Source organism: Margalitia sp. FSL K6-0131, from assembly GCF_038008735.1.
Taxonomy (GTDB): domain Bacteria; phylum Bacillota; class Bacilli; order Bacillales; family Bacillaceae_C; genus Margalitia; species Margalitia shackletonii.
The window spans coordinates 1,819,544-1,844,075 of sequence record NZ_JBBOZS010000001.1 but is presented as its reverse complement, the minus strand read 5'-3'; the positions used below and the strand labels follow the sequence as shown (position 1 = coordinate 1,844,075).

Annotated in this window: 25 protein-coding genes; 3 read left to right on the top strand and 22 right to left on the bottom strand. The window is 36.5% G+C overall.

All coding sequences use genetic code 11. The annotated features are described in order from the left end of the window. Nucleotides 1-6: 6 nt before the first annotated feature. Nucleotides 7-957 carry a DHH family phosphoesterase gene (locus NSQ59_RS08935; RefSeq protein ID WP_055739036.1) on the bottom strand — a complete coding sequence of 317 codons (951 nt, stop codon included), beginning with the start codon at nucleotides 955-957 and terminating at the stop codon, nucleotides 7-9. A gap of 118 nt (nucleotides 958-1,075) precedes the next feature. Here NSQ59_RS08935 and NSQ59_RS08930 point away from each other — a divergent pair, with 118 nt between their 5' ends. After that, nucleotides 1,076-1,378 carry a YtpI family protein gene (locus NSQ59_RS08930; RefSeq protein ID WP_055739035.1) on the top strand — a complete coding sequence of 101 codons (303 nt, stop codon included), beginning with the start codon at nucleotides 1,076-1,078 and terminating at the stop codon, nucleotides 1,376-1,378. Between the two features lie 36 nt (nucleotides 1,379-1,414). Here NSQ59_RS08930 and NSQ59_RS08925 read toward each other — a convergent pair whose 3' ends face one another. From NSQ59_RS08925 to NSQ59_RS08915, 3 genes are all read right to left on the bottom strand, one after another. Next, a complete protein-coding gene (locus NSQ59_RS08925; protein ID WP_055739034.1) occupies nucleotides 1,415-2,731 on the bottom strand; it encodes a CBS domain-containing protein in 1,317 nt (438 codons plus the stop codon). Between the two features lie 269 nt (nucleotides 2,732-3,000). Further along, the gene (locus NSQ59_RS08920; protein WP_055739033.1) at nucleotides 3,001-3,234 is read right to left on the bottom strand and encodes a hypothetical protein; all 234 of its coding nucleotides are present in this window, start codon (nucleotides 3,232-3,234) and stop codon (nucleotides 3,001-3,003) included. A 90-nt stretch (nucleotides 3,235-3,324) separates the two neighbouring features. Further along, nucleotides 3,325-4,005, bottom strand: coding sequence for a metal-dependent hydrolase (locus NSQ59_RS08915; protein ID WP_055739032.1), 681 nt, complete (start codon nucleotides 4,003-4,005; stop codon nucleotides 3,325-3,327). Nucleotides 4,006-4,147: 142 nt separating this feature from the next. Between NSQ59_RS08915 and NSQ59_RS08910 the strand changes: the two genes are divergently transcribed. Beyond that, on the top strand, nucleotides 4,148-5,245 hold the full coding sequence (locus NSQ59_RS08910) for a M24 family metallopeptidase (RefSeq protein ID WP_055739031.1): 1,098 nt from the start codon (nucleotides 4,148-4,150) through the stop codon (nucleotides 5,243-5,245). Between the two features lie 39 nt (nucleotides 5,246-5,284). Here NSQ59_RS08910 and ald read toward each other — a convergent pair whose 3' ends face one another. From ald to sppA, 12 genes are all read right to left on the bottom strand, one after another. Continuing rightward, the gene (ald, locus tag NSQ59_RS08905) at nucleotides 5,285-6,400 is read right to left on the bottom strand and encodes an alanine dehydrogenase (protein WP_055739030.1); all 1,116 of its coding nucleotides are present in this window, start codon (nucleotides 6,398-6,400) and stop codon (nucleotides 5,285-5,287) included. Nucleotides 6,401-6,561: 161 nt separating this feature from the next. Next, the gene (locus NSQ59_RS08900; protein ID WP_163258608.1) at nucleotides 6,562-6,711 is read right to left on the bottom strand and encodes a hypothetical protein; all 150 of its coding nucleotides are present in this window, start codon (nucleotides 6,709-6,711) and stop codon (nucleotides 6,562-6,564) included. Nucleotides 6,712-6,829: 118 nt separating this feature from the next. After that, complete coding sequence (locus NSQ59_RS08895) at nucleotides 6,830-7,342, bottom strand: MogA/MoaB family molybdenum cofactor biosynthesis protein (RefSeq protein WP_055739029.1); 513 nt, start codon at nucleotides 7,340-7,342, stop codon at nucleotides 6,830-6,832. Next, nucleotides 7,342-8,184, bottom strand: a complete 843-nt coding sequence (locus NSQ59_RS08890; RefSeq protein WP_055739028.1) for an EcsC family protein — start codon at nucleotides 8,182-8,184, stop codon at nucleotides 7,342-7,344. Before NSQ59_RS08890 ends, NSQ59_RS08895 begins: the two co-directional genes overlap by 1 nt. Before the next feature lie 144 nt (nucleotides 8,185-8,328). Next, nucleotides 8,329-9,585: a group II intron reverse transcriptase/maturase gene (gene ltrA, locus NSQ59_RS08885; protein ID WP_340828527.1), complete on the bottom strand. Its 1,257-nt coding sequence runs from the start codon at nucleotides 9,583-9,585 to the stop codon at nucleotides 8,329-8,331. 598 nt (nucleotides 9,586-10,183) lie between these two features. After that, a complete protein-coding gene (locus NSQ59_RS08880; protein ID WP_055739027.1) occupies nucleotides 10,184-11,374 on the bottom strand; it encodes an acetate kinase in 1,191 nt (396 codons plus the stop codon). Nucleotides 11,375-11,551: 177 nt separating this feature from the next. Beyond that, a complete protein-coding gene (locus NSQ59_RS08875) occupies nucleotides 11,552-12,541 on the bottom strand; it encodes a class I SAM-dependent methyltransferase (protein WP_055739026.1) in 990 nt (329 codons plus the stop codon). Nucleotides 12,542-12,622: 81 nt separating this feature from the next. Beyond that, nucleotides 12,623-13,123 (bottom strand): thiol peroxidase, encoded by a 501-nt coding sequence (tpx, locus tag NSQ59_RS08870; protein WP_055739025.1) that lies wholly within the window; start codon nucleotides 13,121-13,123, stop codon nucleotides 12,623-12,625. 283 nt (nucleotides 13,124-13,406) lie between these two features. Continuing rightward, the gene (gene ytfJ, locus NSQ59_RS08865) at nucleotides 13,407-13,898 is read right to left on the bottom strand and encodes a GerW family sporulation protein (RefSeq protein WP_055739024.1); all 492 of its coding nucleotides are present in this window, start codon (nucleotides 13,896-13,898) and stop codon (nucleotides 13,407-13,409) included. A gap of 15 nt (nucleotides 13,899-13,913) precedes the next feature. Further along, the gene (locus NSQ59_RS08860; RefSeq protein WP_055739023.1) at nucleotides 13,914-14,591 is read right to left on the bottom strand and encodes a DUF2953 domain-containing protein; all 678 of its coding nucleotides are present in this window, start codon (nucleotides 14,589-14,591) and stop codon (nucleotides 13,914-13,916) included. Between the two features lie 60 nt (nucleotides 14,592-14,651). Then, nucleotides 14,652-15,185 carry an RDD family protein gene (locus NSQ59_RS08855; protein ID WP_055739022.1) on the bottom strand — a complete coding sequence of 178 codons (534 nt, stop codon included), beginning with the start codon at nucleotides 15,183-15,185 and terminating at the stop codon, nucleotides 14,652-14,654. A gap of 15 nt (nucleotides 15,186-15,200) precedes the next feature. After that, the gene (sppA, locus tag NSQ59_RS08850; RefSeq protein WP_055739021.1) at nucleotides 15,201-16,211 is read right to left on the bottom strand and encodes a signal peptide peptidase SppA; all 1,011 of its coding nucleotides are present in this window, start codon (nucleotides 16,209-16,211) and stop codon (nucleotides 15,201-15,203) included. A 111-nt stretch (nucleotides 16,212-16,322) separates the two neighbouring features. Between sppA and NSQ59_RS08845 the strand changes: the two genes are divergently transcribed. Beyond that, nucleotides 16,323-17,117: an NAD kinase gene (locus NSQ59_RS08845; protein ID WP_055739020.1), complete on the top strand. Its 795-nt coding sequence runs from the start codon at nucleotides 16,323-16,325 to the stop codon at nucleotides 17,115-17,117. A 95-nt stretch (nucleotides 17,118-17,212) separates the two neighbouring features. Here the strand turns inward: NSQ59_RS08845 and rarD are convergent, their stop codons facing one another. The 6 genes from rarD to ezrA form a co-directional block, all read right to left on the bottom strand. Further along, nucleotides 17,213-18,130, bottom strand: a complete 918-nt coding sequence (gene rarD, locus NSQ59_RS08840; RefSeq protein ID WP_340830746.1) for an EamA family transporter RarD — start codon at nucleotides 18,128-18,130, stop codon at nucleotides 17,213-17,215. A 122-nt stretch (nucleotides 18,131-18,252) separates the two neighbouring features. After that, the gene (gene mbcS, locus NSQ59_RS08835) at nucleotides 18,253-19,833 is read right to left on the bottom strand and encodes an acyl-CoA synthetase MbcS (RefSeq protein ID WP_055739018.1); all 1,581 of its coding nucleotides are present in this window, start codon (nucleotides 19,831-19,833) and stop codon (nucleotides 18,253-18,255) included. A gap of 128 nt (nucleotides 19,834-19,961) precedes the next feature. Next, complete coding sequence (locus NSQ59_RS08830) at nucleotides 19,962-20,156, bottom strand: alpha/beta-type small acid-soluble spore protein (protein WP_055739017.1); 195 nt, start codon at nucleotides 20,154-20,156, stop codon at nucleotides 19,962-19,964. A 108-nt stretch (nucleotides 20,157-20,264) separates the two neighbouring features. Next, complete coding sequence (gene thiI, locus NSQ59_RS08825) at nucleotides 20,265-21,473, bottom strand: tRNA uracil 4-sulfurtransferase ThiI (RefSeq protein WP_055739016.1); 1,209 nt, start codon at nucleotides 21,471-21,473, stop codon at nucleotides 20,265-20,267. Continuing rightward, nucleotides 21,470-22,621, bottom strand: coding sequence for a cysteine desulfurase family protein (locus tag NSQ59_RS08820; RefSeq protein WP_340830741.1), 1,152 nt, complete (start codon nucleotides 22,619-22,621; stop codon nucleotides 21,470-21,472). Before NSQ59_RS08820 ends, thiI begins: the two co-directional genes overlap by 4 nt. Before the next feature lie 191 nt (nucleotides 22,622-22,812). Then, nucleotides 22,813-24,504 carry a septation ring formation regulator EzrA gene (gene ezrA, locus NSQ59_RS08815; protein ID WP_340830739.1) on the bottom strand — a complete coding sequence of 564 codons (1,692 nt, stop codon included), beginning with the start codon at nucleotides 24,502-24,504 and terminating at the stop codon, nucleotides 22,813-22,815. Between the last annotated feature and the right edge of the window lie 28 nt (nucleotides 24,505-24,532).

The following is a 24,532-nucleotide window of genomic DNA, read 5'->3' as shown; positions in this document are numbered from 1 at the left end:
AAAGCCTCAAATAGAGGCTTTACTGTCTTTACATACTTCCACCAAGTCTTTCATGACGTTTTGTGCTTCGTCCCATGAATAAATCGAAGCACCCGCAGCAAGCGGGTGGCCGCCGCCGTTATAATTACGGGCAATCTGATTAATAATAGGCCCTTTTGAACGAAGTCTTACCCTAATTTGGTCCTCTTCTTCAATGAAGAAACACCAAGCCTTAATACCTTTTATATTTCCTAACTGACTTACAAGCTGTGATGCTTCCGATGGTACTACATTAAATTCGCGCAGCATCTCTTTTTTCAAAATGACAACCGCTGCTCCTTCATCTAAAACCTCAAAATTTTGCAAGACATAACCTTGCAGCTTTACCACCTTAGGATCCAATTCATACATTTTATTGTAGAGACTATTTCTGTCAAATGAATAACGAATTAGTTCTCCTGCATAATCAAATGTTCGTTGTGTTGTGCTTGGATATAAAAAACGCCCGGTATCGCCAACTATTCCACCGTAAATTAGTCTTGCAGCCTCATCCGACATTTTTAAACCTTTGTCTCTACCAAATAAATAAAATTCATAGATCATTTCACTGACGGAAGATGCATCTGTATCTACCCATAATAAATCCCCATATGGGTCCTCATTTGGATGATGATCAATTTTAATTAGCATGTCCCCTAATGTATATCGATCGTCGCAAATTCTCTCTTTGTTGGCTGTATCACAGACAATTACTAAAGCACCATTGTATGCCTCATCCGGAATAACATCAAGGGTCCTCAAAAATTCTAATGTTGGTTCGGGTTTACCGACAGTATAAATATTTTTTTCAGGATAGGATGCTTTTAAAATTTCAGCAAGTCCTCCTTGGGAGCCATACGCATCAGGGTCAGGGCGAACATGACGATGTATAATAATAGTTTCGTATTGCTTTATTGTTTCAAATATCTCCTGTTTCATTTAATCACCTTCGTTAATTTGTCATGGAATTCATAGATACTTTGTAGATATTTCTAGTAATTATCGTTACAATATTGTTTGTATATAGCCTAGATTATTGTCTTTTGGAGGATAAAAAATGATTATTTTAGTGTTTCTTATTGTTATTTCTCTTTCCTTTTATGTTTATTATAAAATTAAATATGTACGCAGCAGATTACAAATGGAAAGAAAATATTTATCCGGAAAATCCAGTATTGCACTTGGATTATTTGTCGCTTTTTTCGGAATCAATCAATTGTTTCTCTATCATACGATAACGACCTATATAGTAGCAGCTGTTTTTATTATCATAGGTTTTCTAAGTGCCTGGACTGGTTTTAAAGCTTTTAAATATTATAGGCCATTTGCCCTGAAAGAAATCGAGGAATTGAATAGTTAACAGATGCCGCTTCTTATGTAAAGCGGCTTTTCTCTTCTATCGGTCAATTAGCTGACAGGTTAATAATGCCTTTCCCACCAGAATCCCTTCATGGTAAACCTCGACATCTACTTTTCCAAATTTTCGTCCTACTTCTAGAACTTTCGGAATAATTTCTATCGTACTCTCAATTTGTACTGGCTTAATAAAATAGACGGTCATGTTTTCGATAATAATATCTTCTTTTTTTTGCTGACGCAATTTCCGGTTAGCTGCTTCATATAGAAGTGTGGTGAATACACCATAGGAAATGGTTCCGAGCGGATTCGTCATTTGCGGAGAAACCTCAAAAAAATAACTTTCTTCATCTTGATTTTTTATAGAGGTAGAATCTAGCCGTGTTGTTATGATATCGTCTATCGTTTCCCCAACCTGAGGCTGGCGCTGTGTCATTTGCAACGCTTTTAAAATATCCTGTCTGCTAATAATTCCTTGTAGGCGCTGATAATCATCCACAACCGGGATCATTTCAATTCCTTCCCAAATCATCATGTGGCTGGCAGAAGTTAGACTTGTTTTTGGACTAACCGTAATAGGATTTTTCGTCATTACCTTTTCAATAGGTACGAAAGCTTCCTGCTCAATGATATCTTTAGCTGTAACCATCCCCTGAACCTTCATATGGGAATCTACTACCGGAAATCGACTATGAGTAGTATGGCGCTTTTTTTCATACCAATTTTCTACTTTTTCATCGATTTTTAAATAAATTGTTTCGGCTAAAGGTGTTAGGATATCTTCTACTAGTATAATCTCTTTTTTAATCAGCTGATCGTAAATAGCACGATTTATCATGGTTGCAACTGTAAAAGTATCAAAACTGGTAGATAAAATCGGGAGTTCTAATTGATCGGCAAGTTTTTTGACACGTTCTTCGGTATCAAAGCCGCCTGTAATGAGAACTGCCGCACCAGCGCGCAATGCCAGTTCATGGGCATTGGTTCGATTACCGACAATTAGCAAGCTGCCTGCATCCGTATACTTCATCATTGCTTCTAATTTCATGGCACCAATGACAAATTTATTTAATGTTTTATGAAGTCCTGATTTCCCACCCAAAACTTGTCCATCTATGATATTTACAACTTCAGCAAAAGTAAGCTTTTCAATATTTTCCTTTTTCTTTCTTTCGATTCGAATCGTGCCAACACGTTCAATAGTGCTGACATAACCCTTATTTTCAGCATCTTTAATGGCTCTATACGCAGTTCCTTCACTTACATTCAAAGCCTTCGCAATTTGCCTAACCGAAATCTTCTCACCAATAGGCAAGGTATCTATGTATTGCAAGATTTGTTCATGTTTAGTTGCCAAGCTTTTCACCCTTTTTTCCGCCGCAATATTTAAGCTTCATTATAAAGTGAAAAGCTTGGTAATTCAATTAATAAGAAAAGCATACCTTAAAGTTAAAGCTAATTAATGTAGGAATTCCGCATTTTAAATAGATAATTCAGGCGTTTCGAAAAATAATTCAGGCACTACCGGGATTAATTCAGGCGGAACTGCAAATAATTCTGCCACAAGCAAAAAACCCCTGAAACAGGGGTGCCAATTAATTTTCTAAGTAGCAATGAAAGAGTTTTTTAATGTGATCTAATTCGTTTCCTCGCCTGAATTTCTCTCTTATTGTAGGATTTTTTCTTTGGTGAATAAAGAAGTGCTGAAAGGTTCCCTGCAATCACCAATAGAGCAAATCCAAGCCAAACAGATGCAAATAATCCGCCTGACCCAGATGCTGTAAATGGCAGCTGTGGAATGGCATAATAAATCAGGGCTGCTGCGAGCAGAAAACAAAGTAAATATCTATTTCTTTTCATCACAATACCTCCATTTTTTAAGGCTTGTATTATTTTATGCGTTTATTCATTAAAAGTGCACAAAAAAAACGACCTAAAATTAGGCCGTTATCATAGTTCAATCGTATCTCCAGCATGCATGATTTTCCCATGCTGCCCTTCTAATAGTTCAATAAATTTAGCAGGATCTTGTTTAATAGGAGGAAATGTATTGTAGTGAATAGGCACTACTGTTTTTGCTTTCAAAAGGCTTGCAGCATAAGCCGCATCATCCGGCCCCATCGTAAAATTATCTCCAATTGGCAGGAACGCTAAATCAATAGGATGTCTTTCCCCGATAAGCTTCATATCTGAAAATAGCGCAGTATCACCAGCATGATAGATTGTTTTTCCCTCTGCCATTAACAGAACACCAGCAGGTTCTCCTAAATAAATGATTTGTTTATCTTCTGTATAATAGGATGAGCCATGAAATGCCTGTGTTAATTTAACCTTTCCAAAGTCAAATTCACAAGAACCGCCAATATGGAGAGGATGTGTTTTTAATCCTTGCCATTCCATATAAGTGGCAATTTCATCATTTCCAATGATTAGAGCACCGCTTCTTTTAGCAATTTCAACGGTATCTCCAACATGGTCATTATGACCGTGCGTTAAAATAATGACATCCGGGTTTTCATTTTCTGCTTTTAAATCTGTTTGTGAGTTTCCATTAATAAAAGGATCAAATAAAATCGTTTTCCCATTTGTTTCAACTTTCACAACTGAATGTCCATGATAAGATACTTTCAATTTCTTCACTCCTCTTATTTTTATTCTTTATGTACTTCGGGAAAAATAGCTTTATTTCCTTCCGCCACTCTACCTTAAATAATAGAATAACTTCTGAAATTTTGCTATTCTTAAGAGGAACCTATTTAAGGAGATGACGGTAGTGAACCAACGATTACAAAGTTTAACGGAATGGTTAAAAACGGAAAACATTGATGCAGCATTCATCACTTCTTCCGAAAATGTATTTTACTTAAGCGGTTTTTATAGCGATCCCCATGAGCGATTACTTGGTATTGCTGTATTTCAAGATAAAGAGCCTTTTTTAATTTGTCCCGCTTTAGATGCCCATGATGCAAAGCAATCAGGTTGGGAATATGAGATTATCGGCTGTTCCGATACAGATAATGCTTGGGATATTGTTGCCCAAAATATGAAATCCCGAGTGGAGAAAGTTGCAAAAATGGCTCTAGAAAAAGAGCATATCAATCTTGAACGCTATGAAGAAATACTGAAGAGATTTGCAGGCGCTTCCTTTGTTGCTGCAGAAGAAAAGCTGCGTGAACTTCGCCTTGTGAAAGATGAAAACGAAAAACAAATCTTAAAAAAAGCAGCTGAATATGCTGATTTTGCCGTGCAAGTTGGTATTAACGAAATCGCTGAGGGAAAGACAGAACTTGATATCATTGCAGCGATTGAATACGAACTAAAGAAAAAAGGAATCTCCCAAATGTCATTTGAAACGATGGTGTTGACAGGTAATAATGCCGCTTCACCACATGGAAATCCTGGATTAACAAAAATTAAAAAAGGCGATCTTGTGTTGTTTGATTTGGGCGTCATTTATGAAGGCTACTGCTCTGATATTACTAGAACGGTTGCTTATGACCATATCAATGATGAACAGCATAAAATCTATCATACAGTACTTAAAGCTGAGGAAGAAGCTGTTAAGGCAGTAAAACCAGGGATCAAAGCAAAAGAACTAGATCAACTTGCAAGAGATATTATTACAGACGCAGGTTATGGTGAATATTTCACCCATCGATTAGGCCATGGTTTGGGAATTGGTGTCCACGAGTTTCCTTCCGTTACCAATACGAATGAACTTGTTTTAAAGGAAGGTATGGTATTTACGATTGAACCTGGAATTTACGTACCAGGTATTGCCGGGGTTCGTATTGAGGATGATGTTTTTGTTACGAAAAATGGAGTAGATGTTTTAACATCGTTTGATAAAACTTTACAAATAATAAAGTAAGCTAAAAATCCACCCATTTTGGGTGGATTTTTTTCACCATTATTGAAGCAGTGTCTTCGCATCAACATATTCAAGTTGAAGAGAGTCTGCAACCGCTTGATACGTACAACGACCATTTAGTGTATTAATACCTTTAAATAATGGTTCATTATCAAGACACGCTTGTTTGTATCCTTTGTTCGCGATTTGCAATGCGTATGGAACCGTTACATTTGTTAACGCAATCGTTGATGTACGTGGAACAGCTCCAGGCATGTTAGCAACGGCATAGTGAACAACACCATGTTTTTCATAAGTTGGGTTATCATGAGTTGTAATGCGATCGCTTGTTTCGAAAATTCCACCTTGGTCAATAGCAATATCCACTACAACAGAACCTGGCTTCATAGACGAAATCATTTCCTCTGTCACTAATTTCGGTGCTTTTGCACCAGGGATAAGAACAGCTCCGATTACTAAATCAGCATCTTTCACAGATTCAGCAATATTATATGGATTTGACATTAGAGTGGAAATATCGCTTCCGAAAATATCGTCAAGCTGACGTAAACGATCAGGGTTTAAGTCAATCACAGTTACTTCAGCACCTAGACCAACTGCCATTTTCGCAGCGTGCGTTCCAGCCATACCACCGCCAATGATGGTAACTTTTCCTCTTTGTACACCAGGAACACCTGATAACAGAATTCCTTTACCTCCATGATTTTTCTCAAGGAATTGAGCACCAATTTGCGGAGCCATTCTTCCTGCCACTTCACTCATTGGAGTTAATAGTGGTAAAGAACGATTTGGAAGCTGTACTGTTTCGTATGCAATACCGATTACTTTGCTTTCTAATAATGCTTTTGTTAATTCTGGTTCAGCTGCAAGATGTAAATATGTAAATAGAATTAAACCTTCTCTGAAATACTTATATTCACTTTGTAAAGGTTCTTTAACCTTCATGACCATTTCCATGGACCATGCTTCTTCAGCTGTTTGGACAATCTTTGCTCCAGCTTGAGCATAATCTCCATCGATGAATCCGGAACCTAATCCCGCTCCAGTTTCAATAAAAACCTCATGTCCAGCTTTTGTTAACGTTACAACACCTGCTGGAGTCATAGCTACACGATTTTCGTTATTTTTAATTTCCTTTGGTACCCCAATACGCATAAGATAAACCTCCTTTATATCATCCATGAACAAAATATATTAAAAAAGTAATTTTAGAAAGCACTTTCATTTTATCAAATATAATCGTATATTCCTATTAATTTTTCTCTTACTTATAAAAAATAATAGAATAGCCACCCTAAAGGTGGCTAGATAATAACCTATTGTTCATCATTTTGATCATAGATATGAAATTGTCCATCTGGCTGATCGACAACTCCGCTGGCATAGGCATCCATAATTTGATTTGTCGTTTCTTCAATTGCCTGTTCATCATAAGTAAGGTCTTTGCTAGGTTCCTGCTTTTTCATACATACACCCCTTCAAGTTTTAAATACTCTATTATTTTTCGGTTACGAGGAATAAATTATCCGAAAAATATGGAGGAAATAAATTGAAGAGTTAATCAGTAAAAGTCATATTAAAGCCTTATAGATCCTTTTCTATTTCATGAACGACATGATTAAGCTCAGGTACGATAAGCTTCTCCATCGCTAATCGTACTGCACCTGTAGAGCCGGGAGTTGAAAAAATAACACGGTTTCGGTAAATTCCAGCTGTCGCCCTGGACAGCATAGCAGCAGGACCGATATCTACCGTATAACTTAGCATTCGAAATAGCTCACCAAATCCAATTATTTCCTTTTCGAAAAGATTGGTAACTGTTTCTATGGTAACATCCCGCTTTGCAATACCAGTTCCTCCATTTAGAAGAATTGCTTTGATATTGCTATTTTCCAGAACTTCATGAATAGAATTTATTATTTCATCCCTGTCATCCTTAATAATTTTGTAATATTCCACTTGATGTCCGTTTCCAATTAAAAGATCTTTCATTAACTTTCCGCTCTTATCATTTTCAACATTTCTTGTATCACTAATGGTAATGACGGCACAAGTCACATAGCCCTCAGCGTTTCGTTTATGTTCTTCCACACTCATCAATATTCTTCCCTTTGTTTATCAAGTAAAAATCGATATTGATAATACTTTTCTGCAAATTGATTCACTTTTCGCGAGAATTGATAATTTGCGCCTGCCCCAATAGCCAGTGAAACAAAAGAAGATTTTGAAGAAGAATTTTTATTAAAAAGTGAAATAAAAAATACTTTTAGCAATTGTTTAAACGGCTCCTCCAACCACCTATAATCGATTATTTTTTCCATGCCTTCATAAAAATACAAGGAGTGATGCTCCTCTAATTCATCCGTTAACTCTTTCCACCCCATCCCTTTTAACCGATTTGGAAGAGATGCAGTATGAAAAACTTTCAAAGATGTCATCATTTCAAATGGCTGTCGGACATCATATCCATAGGTGATAGCTGTTAATTGTACGGACCGTAAATTAATCAAGATTAAAGCTAAAAAATCGGAGCTCAAAAAAATAGGCTGTGCTGTTGCTGTCATTCCTCCCTGCAGCAAGGAATATATTTTATGTCGTGAAACATGCTGGTCAGCTATGTATGAAAGCTGATCAATGGATAGCTTTTTCATATCCTCAATTAAAAAAATGGATTCGTCAAAAACTTTTGCTGATTTTAGGATTCTCTCTCTCGCTTCGTCCTGGATATGCAAACCTTGAAGAAGGGAATGAAGATGAAATAACCATGTATCCAGCTTTTCAAAAAACGGTTCAGTCAAACTTTCTGGAATTGATGTAAATGCCTTTTCAACCCATTTTCCATAAAGATTCTGAAAATCATTTCCTTCATATGATTGAAAGGATTGAACATATTCTTCAATATCCTCCCACACCTTTTGTTCGTTTTTCGTCCATGTCATCTTGTAGCCACCTCATTCCAAGGAATATTTTTCTACTATTAGAAGTATATCAAAAAGGAAGGAAAGAGAAATCGAGTAGGAGGGGGTGACTAACCCCCGACCTCTCACACCACCGTACGTACCGTTCGGTATACGGCGGTTCACTTAAGTATGACGCAAATGGTTGTATCTATCTAACAGACTTTTAAGCTTTTGATTTCTCCAAAACTTTAGATTTAGTGTTGTGTGTAAGATAGGACTATTCGAAATGCGCCAATATTTCTTACGAGAATTTCCCCATTCATGGGCCTTCTCTCTTGGAACGCCAAGGGATATGAGCCTTTTAATTTTTGTTTTGGGTAGTTTCCATTGTTTCCAAAGGCACATTCGGAGTCTTCTTCGAATATGTTCATCCAGTTGTTTAAAGGGAGTTGGCGTGTCTGCCAGCGCAAAATATCCGCACCAACCAACAAGGTATTCATTTAGTTTCTCAATACGCAATTCCAATGGAATGGGTTTTGACCTTGATGTTAGTTCTTTTATTCTACTTTTAGCTCTCTTTATACTTTCTTTTGCGATACGGATTTTTGGATTACGGTTTGATGTGAAGCTGAATCCAAGAAACTTTCGTTTCCACGGTCTGTCCACCGCACTTTTCTCTTCATTTACTTTTAGTTTAAGCTTCTTTTCAATGAAAGTAGTGATAGAACTCTTGACACGTAAACCTGCCTTCTTGGTTTTTACGTAAATATTACAATCATCTGCGTAGCGGACAAATTTGTGTCCTCTTTCCTCTAGTTCCTTATCTAATTCATCTAACATGATATTGGAAAGTAGTGGACTTAATGGTCCACCCTGAGGAACACCTTCTTCGCTGATAGTTTCCACACCGTTTATCATAATCCCCGACTCTAAGTATTTTCTAATTAACTTTAGAATCGTCTTATCCTTGACTCTTTTTGCTAGGAGTCCCATAAGCATATCGTGATTTACCTTGTCGAAGAACTTTTCTAAGTCCATATCTATTACCCATCTGTAGCCCTCTTCTATATATTGCCTTGCTTCCCTAACGGCATCATGTGCCCTTCTTCTGGGTCTAAACCCATAGCTATGTTCGGAAAAGGTTGGGTCATAGATTGGGGTTAATATTTGGGCAATCGCTTGTTGGACAAAACGGTCTGTCACGGTAGGAATACCTAATAAACGAACGCCGCCATTTGGTTTCGGGATTTCGACTCGTCTGACTGGCATAGGCTCATAGGTTCCGTCCTTTATTGAATTTCGGATTTCTTGCCAATTTTGTAGAATATGCGCTCGTAGGGATTTTACAGGCATTTCATCTACTCCATGGCTACCCTTATTCTTTTCGACACGTTTCAATGCCGAAAGTAGATTGTCCCGTGACAGTATTCGTTCCATCATTTCGATACATCCTTTCACGTGAATATACGTGCTATTTGTGCCATTGTTTATTCCACCCTCTTAAAGTCCCCTGTGGAATTCACCACTTCCTCCTTTAAGTAAGTCCAATTGGATTGTCTGTATCATCATAAACAATGAACGCCTAGTGTATATTCTCCTTAAATGTTCAGTCCTTCCCTAACCATCTTAAGCTAGTCAGGTACTATGACCTCTGCTGACTTCTGGCTGTTCAATTACCCTTCACAAAGTAAGTTACCGAGTGTGCTCGGCATTTCAGCCAGACCTCCCCAGGTAAGAGTACAGTCTTTCTCCCCATCTATCTGCTTCATTTACTCTGTATCATCTTTGGCAGAAAGGACTTCGTTTTGTTTGGCAAACTCATCCAATGATACCTAGCCTTATATGAAGTTCGTGTCCCTCAGACCGGAGATTTGCCGCCCGCTTCCTTCAGATTCTGCGTCACCACAGACACCCTTGCGTTTAGCTACTGCTACTTCTGCCTTCACAGTTCGGGACTTTCACCCTATAGACTGCACCCATGCTGGGCGCACCAAAAAAAGTACAACCCTCAGGTATTTAGAAGGTTGTACTTATAATTTTATAAGGCTGCAATTCGCAGTACATCTCGTGCAATCATTACCTCTTCATTCGTCGGGATTACCATTACCTTTACAGGCGAATGGGGATAACTGATGAAAGCCTCTTTCCCGCGGATTTTATTTAACTGAGGGTCCCAGTAGACTCCCATAAATTCAAGTCCGCGCAATACCTTCCCTCTAATAATATCACTGTTTTCGCCAATTCCCGCTGTGAAAATAATCGCATCTACCCCAGACATTTTAGCTGCATAAGTTCCAATGTATTTATGAATACGATTTGCAAATATTTCTAAAGCTAAATCAGCACGCTCGTTACCTTCTGATGCCTGTGATTCAATATCACGAAGGTCGCTTGATAAACCAGAGATACCAAGTAATCCTGATTCTTTATTGAGCACTTGTAATACTTCATCAACCGTTTTCCCTGTTTTCTCCATGATAAATGGAATGAGAGCAGGGTCAAGATTTCCTGATCGTGTCCCCATGGCAACACCTGCTAAAGGGGTAAATCCCATCGAAGTATCGATGGATTTTCCACTTTCAATAGCAGCTATACTTGCCCCGTTTCCAAGATGACAGGAGATTAATCTTAGTTGTTCTGATGGGCGTCCTAGCAATTCGGCCGCACGTTCTGACACATATTTATGGGAAGTGCCGTGAAATCCATATTTTCGAATCCCGTACTTTTTATAATATTCATACGGTAAGCTATATAAAAAGGAGCTTTCGGGCATCGTCTGATGAAATGCGGTATCAAATACTGCGACTGCTGGAACATTAGGCAATGCATTTTTAAAAGCTTTTATTCCTGTAATATTCGCAGGATTATGAAGAGGTGCTAATTCTGACAAATCCTCTAGTTGCTGAACCACCTCATCATTTATTAAAACAGAATCATGGAAAACTTCCCCTCCATGGACAACCCTGTGCCCAACACCGTTAATTTCGGATAGAGATTTAATAATTTCTAATGATGTAAGCTTTTCTAACAGTAATTTAACTGCTACTTCATGATTAGGAATATCAAGAATTTCCGTTTGTTTTTCATCGTTTACCGTTATATTAAAAATAGAATCGTTTAAACCGATTCGCTCAATAAGTCCTTTTGTAATTACCTTTTCCTCGGGCATTTCAAATAATTGAAACTTTAAGGAAGAACTTCCGGCATTTATTGCAATTATTTTTGACATTGATACCGTCCCTTCTATTCTTAAGTCAATTTATATCATATGTTTTGTATCCATACGATTCATTTAAACATGTTAAAAAATGTTTATCAAGCTTAAGACCTAATTGCAATCGGTTCCAATTCAAAATAAATATATTCAAATCTTTACAAAAAATTAAGCCGGTGTCATACACCGGCATCAATACTTATTTTCTGCAAACCACTTTTCAATTTTTTGAAGAATACTTCCCATTGCCTGTTGATTAGATAGTGTAGGCAGTGATGCAATAAGCACTTGTTTAGGCGCAGAAATTTCTTCTGATTTTTTTTGTAAAATAAAAATACTTTTTGCTGCACGCGGATTTTTAAACATAGATAACGGAAGCTGCAGCACACCTTGAATATGTGCATGCTCTTGTATATATGTATGGAGTTTAGGAGCCTCCTTCGATTCAAATAAATCATTTGGAATGAGGAAGAATAAGTATCCCCCTGGTTTAATATGATTTAAACTTTGTTCTATAAATAAATGATGAGCATAAGAATGACCTTCTTCTGCTTTTAATTGGTATTTTTGTGCACCTTCATCATTCGGATAATAACCGACAGGAAGATCACAAACAATTGCATCAACCGGATCAACGAATAAGGATTGCAATGCATCCTGATGAAAAAATTGAATAGGATGTCTTTGTAAATTCGCTCCAATATAAGCTAGCTTAAGCAGAAGATCATCCACATCTACGGCAACGGCATTTATTTCTTTTGGTCTTAAATGATTCAAAATTGTCGTTAATAGATTTCCGGATCCTACCGCTGGATCAAGCAATGAAAAGGACTGGGAGTTTTCAAAAAATTTATTGATTAAATAACCCATGAATAGTCCTATGGAATCTGGTGTCATTTGATGGTTAGGTTGAACACTGTCCTTCATCCCTTTTAAAATTGCCAATTGATAGGCTTTACGGATTTGTTCATTTGAAAATTGATTCCAAGATAGTTCACTATATATTTTCTCTAATCTTTTTCTTATTATTTCGCTTAATTCCTCCTGCATAATATCTTCGTGGAAAATATTTTCCCCTGTTTCTGCTAGAGCTTCTAAATAAGTGCACGAAAGTTCCGCTTGCAAAATCTCCGCCGTTTCATTCAATACATTAAAAATCTTTTCGATACTTTCCAACTTCATTAACAAAATTCCTCCTGCAATATCCTATAAGAAATCAGTGACAATAATAGACCCCGATTTAATATCGGGGTTAAATTAGCGTTATTTTGCTTCTTTTGCTGCCGCAATTGCTTTATCGTAATCAGGATGATTAGTACCTTCACTTACGTATTCTACATATGTAACCATATCATTGCTATCAACGACAAAAACAGATCTTGCTAATAATCTTAATTCTTTCATTACAACACCATATGCTTCGCCAAATGATAAATCACGATGGTCAGATAATGTTACCACATTGTCAAGACCGCTCGCTGCACACCAGCGTGCTTGCGCAAAAGGTAAATCAACTGAAATTGTAAGGACTTTAACATTATCAAGTTTTGATGCTTCTTCATTGAAGCGGCGAGTTTGTGCATCGCAAACACCAGTATCAATGGAAGGAACAACACTAATGATACGCACAGAACCTTTTGTATCGTCAAGTGTTACTTCTGATAAATCATTTGCTAATACCGTGAAATTAGGAGCTTTATCGCCAACCTTTACTTCATTGCCGACTAAAGTCATATTTGTGCCTTTAAATGTTACGGATGCCATTTATTCATTTCCTCCTTAGGTAATTTATTTCTATATCTATTCCTATCATACTGAAGAATTCGCTATTTTTCCAATTAAAAACCTCGCCGAAAACGGCGAGAGTTGTTAATTGCTGGTTTCGTATAGATTGTTAAAATCAAAGGTCCATTTAAACTTGTTGCTTCCCGTATTTTTTTTACAATTTCAAATACAGATTTCATTTCAGGTTATCTTTTCTAAATAAGTTCCTGCTTAACTTAGCTTTTCATCTACTTAGGCAACATAGTCTAAGAATAAAACTGTATTAAAAATCAAAATCTTGTTTTTGCTGCGTAGGCTGGTGTGTCTTCCATCCATTTGAATTTTGATTATTTTGGTTATTTTGGCTATTCTTCTTTATCATTGACTGAATTTTATCTACGACACTAGGTGCAACATCTAAGATTTTTTCAAGAAGATGGGTACTCTCATCGAGGTGCAGCATTTTAACTCCGGACGAATTAACGATTAAGAAAGCAATTGGTGTAATCGAAACCCCGCCACCGCTTCCTCCGCCAAATGGAAGCCCGGACCCGCCACCTTGCTGTCCTTGACTTTGCTCTGATGCATGCGATTTTCCATTAGCATTAAATTGGCTACCACCGGCAGCAAATCCAAATCCAACCTTGGAAACAGTTAAGATCACACTTCCATCCGGTGTTTCCACAGGATCACCAATAATGGTATTTACATCTATCATTTCCTTTAAATTTTCCATGGCAGCTGTCATTAAGCCCTCAATTGGATGGTCACTCATTTCGACTCCTCCTCATTAAATGGAATGATTATTTTCATCTTCTGAGACCGTAGATAAAGGCTTTGTTTTAAATGAGCCTTTACCACCTCTCCAAAACTTCAATATTTTTATTCCTGCTAAAATAGCATTCCCGATTCGAATTTTAAACATACATTTTATCTTTGTTTGGGATAAGGGAATTTGGAAGGAAGGATGAATAGAGATTTCGGGATACACCATAAGTTTCATATATTTACTCAGCAGCCCCACTATGCCTCCCTTAAACGCCCAAGCGGTCCCTGTTAAAACCCCGGTTAAAGCAGCATCCTTTACTCCGATGACAGAGTGCCATTCCAACTGTTTAACCTTTATCGTTTTAAAAAATTTCCGAAATACCATATTTAAGCCAAAAACATGTTGTAATAGTTCCTTATAATCGGAAAGGCGGTCACTAATTTCATGAGGAGTTATTTTGTTCGTATCATGATCCCCATCCGTATTTTTCGTTTTATAAATAAGATGTGGTTCATCCTTATCAATTTTTACAACGGGCACCTCTATGGTATAACGAATAATTTTCCAAACCTGAAGTTTAATTTTAAAATGATCATCATCTTGTTGATGAGAATAATCCAGTATGATGGTGACAGTCGTAAACCAAATAATGAAAAAAATTAGTATAAGAATTCCAATTATAATAGAGGCTACGATCATCAGGACACACAACCTTTCAGCCTACCATTTTCTCCAGTTCATAAAAAAATAAACCTGCTCTTAAAGAGCAGGCTGTAATAATTGTTTTTTATTTTCTTCCCGTACGACAGTTGTATCAGCAAACAAATCATGTAATCCTTGTTTTTTTGAAGTAAATGCAATGATTACATACAATATCGAGATAGTTGTAGATATATAACGTCCAATTAATTCCCGAATCAATATCATTCCCCAGGTTCGTTTAGCTTCTTTCAACGAAATCACTTTCAATCCGAATACCATCTTCCCAATCGTCTGCCCTGTGAATTTCGTCATTAACACAAAATATCCATAAAAGACAAGAGCTGTGGTAATGGCAATAGGCGAGAACATTCCTGTGTTTTCCAAAGAAATACCAAGCAGGCGGAAAATTGATTTAACAAGCAAACGATCAATGCTTCCGATCACAATTAAATCTACTAAGTATGCCCAAAACCTCATCCAAAAGCCGGCAAGATAATAATTATTTTCCTTTGATTCGCGATTATTAGTAAGCAATTTATCTGCTTCAGCCGGATCTAGAAGATATTGATCATCGTTATTTATTCCACTCATTTTCTGCCCACCTCCTTATTTCGAATAAAGATACATTAATCTTGGCGCATTTGGTTGGGCTAGTAAATGCATCAATCCCGACAATTCTGCATCTTTGCCAGCCATTTTTTGTGCTGTCATGGATAACAAGGAGCTTAATCCAAAATTTGAACTATATTGAACTACTTGTGCTCCTTGTATATGATAATCCTTTTCCATATTATTGATAACATCATCCAAATAACCAAAGTCATCTATTAAATTTAGTTTTTTCGCTTGTCTTCCATCATAAACTCGCCCATCTGCTAATTCACGTACTCGTTTTTCCGGAATATTTCGCCCTTCTGATATAACCTTTACAAACCCGGCATAAGAATCATTGACCATATTTTGGAGGATTTTTTTCTCGCTATCTGTCATAGGACGTGATGGACTCATGATATCCTTATATGGTCCGCTTTTTATGGTCATAAAGTTAATTCCGTATTTTTTTGCAAGCTCTCCATAGTTTACCCCTTCCATAATAACACCAAGTGAACCTGTAAGTGTCTCAGGGCTTGCAAATATTTTTTTCGCTGGGGTAGATATGTAATAACCGCCAGATGCTGCTGTAGCACCCATTGAAACATAAACGGGTTTTTTCGTTGTTTTTTGGATTTGAACAATTTTGTCGTGAATTTCCGCCGACTCTACTACCCCTCCGCCAGGTGAGTTCACACGAATGATAATGCCTTTTACATTATTATCATCTTTTGCATAGTTTAATTGATCCATAAAATCTTGAAAATTAAAGCTTCCGTTATTTAATAAGGAACTTGCACCTCCGGAATCTTGAATCACACCATTGACATTTAAAACAGCGATTTTTTTAGTGCTTTTTCCATCCTTCATAACATCCTCCGTGAAATTTTGTTCCGGGGTTGTAAAAGCCTTATCAAAAAGGCTGGAAAAATCAGTTGTAAAGGCAGTAATAGCAAAATTAACAATAATTGATACTACAAATAAAGCAGCAGCAATTCCTAGTGCCGCCCATCTTTTTTTATTCATTCTTCATCCTCCTTCTAGCTTTATACCATATGTATGATGAAATGATTTTTTAAATATAATTTGTTACACTAATATTACTATTAATTTAGACTTGTGAAATGAGGTAAAATTATGACGGAACGTAATCACATTTATTTTTTTCATAAAGAACGATCTGATGCAAAAATATTTGCTTTATTTGAACTAGCCGAAAGGTATGGCTTTCAAATTGTTCAAAATCCAAACGATGCAAACATCATAATAAGCATCGGAGGAGATGGAACCTTTCTTCAAGCAGTAAGAAAAACGAATTTCCGTCAGGATTGTCTTTATGCGGGAATAACTACAAAAAATGAGCTTGGATTATATTGTGATTTTCAGCTTGAACATGTTTCCGACATGATTGACGCCATTACCCAAGAAAAAATCGAAGTTCGAAGGTATCCCGTTCTCATCGCTAATATTGATGATCAAGGATCCTTTTATTGTTTAAACGAATTCAGCATCCGTTCCGGGATTATCAAAACATTTGTAATGGATGTATTCATTGATGATCTTCATTTTGAAACGTTCCGCGGCGATGGGATGCTAATTGCGACTCCTACTGGAAGCACTGCTTATAATAAGTCTGTGAATGGAGCTGTTGTTGACCCAATGCTACCGTGTCTTCAAGTAAGTGAAATAGCATCGTTAAATAATAACAGATATAGAACTTTAGGCTCCTCCTTCATTCTCGATGGCAGTCGCAAACTTACCTTAAAGATTACCGGAGACGGAAACGAATATCCCTTAATGGGAATGGACAATGAAGCTCTAAGTATTCGCCATGTCGATAAAGTAGAAATCAAGCTAAGTGACAAAAAAATAAAAACAGTAAAACTAAAAGACAATTCCTTTTGGGAGAAAGTCAGGAGAACTTTCTTGTAATTATGTATAAAAAGCAATCGGGTATATTTCCGATTGCTTTTTATACGGAATAACCGGATGGAAGGTTTCGTCTAATTCTAAAATAATTACCAGATTCATGCGCTAATGCTGTTAGGCTTCTTCCATTTACTGCTTTTATATACATTGGATGCAGATAGAATAATAATGGCTGCCCAAATACATACAAAAGCCCACATATGTGCTTTTGTAAAATGTTCATTATAAAAAAATACACCTAGGATGAGCATGATGGTTGGAGCAATATATTGTAAAAAGCCTAACAAATACATTGGTATTACTTGTGCACCTTTTGCGAAAAACAATAATGGAGTGGCAGTTACAATCCCCCCTCCCATTAGTAAAAGATCCGTTCCTAAAGATCCTGAAAATATCGACAGGTTCCCCTTTAAAGAAAGATAAATGAGAAAAATAATTGCAAAAGGAGTTACTGTCATTGTTTCTAAAGTTAAACCAATTGAAGAATCAACTTTAATAACCTTTTTCACTAACCCATATAAACCAAATGTCAATGCTAAACTAAAGGCAACCCAAGGAAAATGACCATATGACAAAGTGAGAATTATTACCCCAATCGCTGCAAGAAGAAAGGAAATAATTTGCACATAATTAAGCCTTTCTTTTAAAACAAAAACACCTAATAAAATACTAATTAATGGATTAATATAATACCCCAGACTTGCTTCTACAATATGATCAGCATTCACGGCCCAAATATAAATGAACCAATTCATTGTAATGAGAATGGAAGCGACTATAAGAGATAAACCAGTTTTTCGATTGGTCTTTAAATTTTTTATTGTTTCTACGAACTTTTTCCACTTTTTTGTCACTATTAGTAAAATGACCATAAAAGCAAAAGACCAAAAAATTCGATTCGCTAATATTTCATCTGCTGATACATGCTGCAGCCATTTCCAATATACAGGTAATACTCCCCAAAAGATATAGGAAAAAGCGGCATAAAAAACTCCCTTTTTTTCATTCTGCATCATTTCTCTTCTCCTCTTTTCTAGTTCTGAGTCGATGATGTAATATATACTCGTTTCTCAACTCTAATATTATAAATGAAAGAAAGGCAGACAGTATATAAACCGTCCACCTTTTTATCAAAAATTTATTTCACCTTTTCCATTTCCTGTTGACGTAATTCAATGCGACGAATTTTTCCTGATGTTGTTTTCGGCAATTCGTTAATAAATTCAATTTGGCGCGGATATTTATAAGGTGCAGTTAATGCTTTTACATGATCCTGTAATGTTTTGATTAAATTAGGATGCTCTGGATCCATACCATCCTGAAGGACTATAAAGGCTTTCACGATATTTCCTCTAATTTCATCGGGGCTTGCGACAACAGCACATTCCTTTACAAATGGATGTTTGACAAGAGCATCTTCCACTTCAAATGGTCCGATTGTATATCCTGAGCTGATGATAATGTCGTCAGATCTACCTTCAAACCAAAAATAACCATCCTCATCTTTCTTTGCCCTGTCACCGGTAATATAGTATTCCCCTCTAAATTGCTTTGCAGTTCGTTCAGGATCTTTATAATAATTTTTAAATAATGCAGGTGTTTCAATATGAACTGCAATATCTCCAACTTCCCCTACTTCACACGGATTTCCGTTATCATCAATTATTTCAACAGTATTCCCGGGTGTTGGTTTTCCCATTGAACCCGGTTTGACATCCATTTCCTTCGTAATCCCAACAAGCAAGGTATTTTCCGTTTGGCCGTATCCGTCTCTTACAGTTATATTAAAATATCTCATAAAAGTCTCAATCACTTCTCTGTTTAATGGTTCACCGGCAGATACTGCACTATGTAAATTTGACAATTGATATTCATTCAAATTGTCTACCTTCGCCATTAAACGATATTCTGTTGGTGTACAGCATAACACATTTACTTTATATTTTTCTAAAAGATTTAAATATGTTTTCGGTTCAAATTTCCCATTATAAACAAAGCCTGTTGCCCCTGAACCTAAGACTGATAAAAACGGGCTCCAAATCCATTTTTGCCATCCTGGCCCTGCTGTCGCCCATACTACATCATCTTCTTCGATGCACAACCAATTCGGAGCTGCCGTGCGTAAATGAGCGTATCCCCATCCATGGGTATGTACGACACCTTTTGGATTACCGGTAGTTCCGGAAGTATAGGATAAAAATGCCATATCGTCTTTCGATGTATCACCAATTTCTAAATGTTCCGAGGAAGTCTCCATTAAGTCATATAAGGAATTCCAATCATTTGTTTTATTCCCAACGACAAATTTTAATATATCCTTTAAATCTTCGATATCATTAAACTGCTCGATATATGGATAATAGGCTACAATACCTTTTACCTCTGCATGTTGAATGCGATATTGTAAATCTTTTGCTTTTAACATTTCGGAGCTTGGAATTACCACAATTCCGGTTTTCAAGGCGGCAAGGTATATCTCATATGCTTCAATTAATCTTGGAACCATTACTAAAATAACGTCGCCCTTTTGAAGTCCGGACTTCAAGAAAATGTTTCCAATCTTATTCACATTTTTCATTAAATTGGAATAGGTAATTTCTCTTGTTTCTCCTTGTTCATTTTCCCATTTGATTGCTATTCTGGAAGGATCTTTTGCAAACCTTTCAACTTCCTCTACTATATTGTACTTTTCCGGTGCTAATAAATCCTCACGCCTCATCCAAACTCCCCCTAAACATTATTCTTCTATATCATTATACATAATAATTTAAAAATTTGAAATTATTAAATCGAAGAAGAGCAAAAAGGAGCGGGCATTGCCCACTCCTTTATCCATACTTTATTTAATTATTGAATACGTCCACCTAGTTGTTGCTCAGCCATAGAAACAAGGCGTTTTGTGATTTCACCACCAACAGAACCGTTAGCACGTGAAGTTGTATCTGCTCCAAGGTTTACACCAAATTCGTTTGCAATTTCATATTTCATTTGGTCAAGTGCTTGCTCAGCACCATTTACTAATAATTGATTATTGTTTGGCATGTGTTTTCACCTCCTTGTGAGTATAGATTTTGCAAAAACACATGCCTTCATACAACGAAACGTATGGTAATTGTTCCTTGTATAATTAATTTTTACTATAATTTCTATTTACAATAAATCAGAAAACTGTTCGCTTTTAATAGGGTCTTCACTGCTAACAATAATTGTTTCTACATTATTCACAGCTTCTTCTATTAATGTGTCGAAGTCAATATCACTTTCATAATATTGAATTTTAGAAAGTTTCGGCCTTGTTTTAGGAGAAGGCGGGGTAAAGATTGTGCAACAGTCTTCATAGGGCAAACTTGAAATATCAAATGTATCGATTTTTTTTGCGATATCAATAATTTCCAGTTTATCCATTGAGATTAACGGCCTTAAAATTGGTGTTGCCGTTACATCGTTTATCGCTATCATACTTTCAAGCGTTTGGCTTGCTACCTGTCCTAAACTTTCTCCTGTAACAATCGCTAATCCATCATTTTTTCTTCTTATTTCATCTGTAATTCTAAGCATCATTCTTCTGGTCGCTGTCATCGAGTATCCTTCAGGGATATGCTTGTGAATGGTTTCTTGTATTTTTGTAAACGGAACAAAATGCATTTTTACATAGCCGCTAAATGCAGAGATTTTCTTTGCTAAATCTATCGTTTTTTGTTTTGCCCGTTCACTTGTGAAAGGAGGGCTTTGGAAATGAACTGCCTCTATTTGAACCCCTCGCTTCATTGTTAAATACCCGGCTACAGGGCTGTCGATTCCGCCGGATAACATGAGCATCGCTTTACCGGATGATCCAACTGGAAGTCCTCCTGCGCCTTGAATGACCTCGCATGATAAGTAAATAGCATCAGGTCTGACATCAACAAGAAGATTAATATCCGGATTTTTCACATCCACTTTAATATTTTCTATATTTTGTAATATATGCCCTCCAACCGCATGATTAATGTCATTCGTATCGTATTCAAACGATTTGTCGCCGCGTCTTGTTGATACTTTAAATGTTTTTCCCGATTCGAAAATTTGTTCGACTAAAGACAATCCTACTCGCTGAATATCTTGAATATTTCTTTCTGTACGAACAGCTAAGCTAAAGGATTGGATACCAAAGACTGAGGTTAGTTTCTCCATAATTGGATCACTATCCTCACCATTTAATAAGATGTACATACGATCATGTCCACCTTGAATATGAATATTTTTAAAATCCTTTAATACTTCACGGATGTTTCTTTTCAAATGGGTAATAAAATGCTTACGATTTCTACCCTTTGTGGATAATTCTCCATAACGGATTAATATACGGTCATATTTCATTTTGAATCCCTCATTACCATATTTAATTTTTCTAAAATTTGTTGTAGGGTTTGGATAAAGACCTTCGCTTCATCCATTGTATTCTCATATGACAGGCTGATTCTTACTGCACCTTCTGCTAGGCTATCTGGAACTCCTGTCGATAATAATGTTCTGCTGAGTTTTCTCTGCTTTGATGAGCAAGCGCTTGTAGTAGAAACATATACCTTTTCCTTTTCAAGTGCATGAACAATAACTTCTCCACGTAAACCAACGACAGAGAAATTAATAATATGTGGTGCGGAAACAGATGGTTTTGTATTTAATTGAACTTGCGGTATTTGGCCGAGCTGTTCCACTAAATAATCGCGGATCTGCAGAAGCTCTGCACCTTTTTCTTTCCTCTTATCTTCTATCATCCGCATGGCTTTTGCCATGGTTACAATCCCACCTGTATTCTCGGTACCGCTACGCAATTTCCCTTCTTGGCTGCCACCGGTTAAAAGGGGAGAAATTCTTATCCCCTCACGTTTAAATAAAAGACCATTTCCTTTCAGTCCATGAAATTTATGTGCTGAAATCGTACATAAATCAATATTTGCCTTATACAGGTCTAGTGGAACCTTTCCAAATCCTTGTACATGGTCTACATGGAATAATACTTTTGGATAGTTTTTCAGGATGCTTCCAATTTCCTCAATTGGTTGAATAGCCCCAATTTCATTATTTACATGCATGATGGAAACAAGTATCGTTTCTTCTGTTATCGCGGACTCCAGATCCTCAACATTTACTTGTCCATTTGAATCAACAGATAAATAAGTTATCTTATATCCCAATGATTTTAATTGCTCACAAGTTTCATAAACAGAAGCATGCTCAATTCCTGAAATAATAATATGTTTCCCACGGGAAGCATACTGCAATGCGGTTCCTTTAATTGCTAAATTATTCCCTTCCGTTCCACCTGAAGTAAAGAAAATTTCGTTTGACTTTACCTGTAATAGACTAGCTATTTGCAATCTGGCCTGTTTTAAAAGCTCTTCTACCTGACCACCTAAGTCATGTAAGGAAGACGGGTTTGCAAAAAACTGAGTTGATATTTTTACAAAAGCATTGATTACCTCGTCATATGGCTTTGTTGTAGCACTATTATCGAAATATATCATGAAATACACCTTCATTTATTTAATATGAAAAGTCCTAATAGGAAAAACGTTAACAAAAATAAATCTTATCATAAATTACGACTATTGAAAATGAAGTAGATTTATTTTCCTATTGGAATGTGCGTATGACATCCATTGCATTTTATGCATAAAAAAATAAAGACAAAAGCAGCACTCCGCTTTTGTCCTTATTATTCTTCGTTTAATAAACTTTCAATATGTTTTAATGCGCCAGGCTCCACTTCTTCTACTGCAGTTGCAGCTTCTTCAAGAGCTGCCCGGTAATCAAAGCTTCTAAAAGCTTCTTCCGCATGTTGTAAACCAATTGCAACCTTTGGATAACGGGCACGATAACGATTTCCATATTGAATTACTTTTTCCGCTAAAACAACACTTTCAATCAAATCTTCTGTTTTTCCACTTAAATGATCTACTGTATCTACTGCATTATTTAAGTGCTGCTGTACTGAGATTATATTTAAAGGTTTTTCATTTAGGCTCGCAAACACATCCTGTATGTGTTCCATTGCTTGTTCCAAAACTGATTGATAATCGTTAGGCAGCCCCGGGACATTACTTTTGGAAATATTTCTCTTCATTTCTGTTATTTTTCTCTTTAAATCTTGCACCTTTTCACGTGCTTCCAGTTCATCTTTCCTTAGAGTTTGCAGGTGCTCCGTAAATTCTTGTTGCTCTTTCTCAATTTTCTCCATTAAATCTTTGATTTCCTTTAGGTCTTCACTAAGAAGTGTATAAGCGGAATTCTCATCCCTTAATCTTGCTTCGAGCATTTCATATCTCTTCATTAGCTGAGATAATTCCTTTTCAAAATTAACCGGAATTTGCTGTTCCCCTTCCAATAACTGATAGCTTTCCTGAACAATTTCGGTCTCCGCTTTTATTTTTTGATTTGCTTCTTTTAATTTGTCGAATATGTTTATAATGCTATTTTGGTGCTGATGAATATAATGCTTTGCATGTACTTCCTTTTCGAGAAGATCATATAAGATCTCGATCTTTTCTTTTATCTCTTGTACGCCTTTTTCAACTTCTGCAATCTCTGTTTTCTCTAAAAAGCTGCTATAAGTTACTAAAGTTTTTCTTAGTTGTTCTATCTCTTTTTCAAGCTGCAGATGTTCCAAAATAAATCCTTGTTCAGACATCTCCTTATAGCCTTCTTCGATTTCATTCACTTGAGATGGCAAAACGGTTTCTATTTCTGTTAATAAATCTGGTAGTTTTTCAACTTTTTCTTCAAATTCCTCCATCCCGGAAGTTAAGCCAATTACCAGCTCGCGAGCTTCCAGATAATCTCCGTTCGTCGTTAATTCTTCAAACTTTTGAAGGCCCTCTGCTATCTCCTCAAGTTTATTTTCCAATTGTTTAATAGACTTTCCATATGTATGCCTATGAATGAGCAAGTGTTTTTTTATTGATTTATATTTTTGCTGCAGTTCCTCTATTTCAACTTTGTTTTTTTCCTCACTGCCAATTAGTTCGCTTAATTCGGAAAGTATCGTCTCTATATTTTCTTCAATATCCTGTAAAACCTTTTCAATCTTTGCTTGCTCACTTTTTGCTTTTTTGAAACGATATCGATCTGTATACTCCTCAATATCGAATAAATAATCCTCCACATCAGGAAGCCGCACGGCGACAATCTCATCCCATGACTTTCTCCAACGTTCAAACTTTTCCTCTGTTTGTCCAGTCATGTTTAATTGCTTTACTTTTCCCAGTTCATCTAATACTGGGCGATTCATAATGTCAATTTTCCAAGCCTCCAGCTTGTCAATTTCTTTATAATACTTTTTCCGTATAATAAAACCGATCACTAATAAAATAAGTACAAGTACAATTATACTGATGATGCCGTACATCATATGACCATAAGCCTCCTGTTTATCCGAA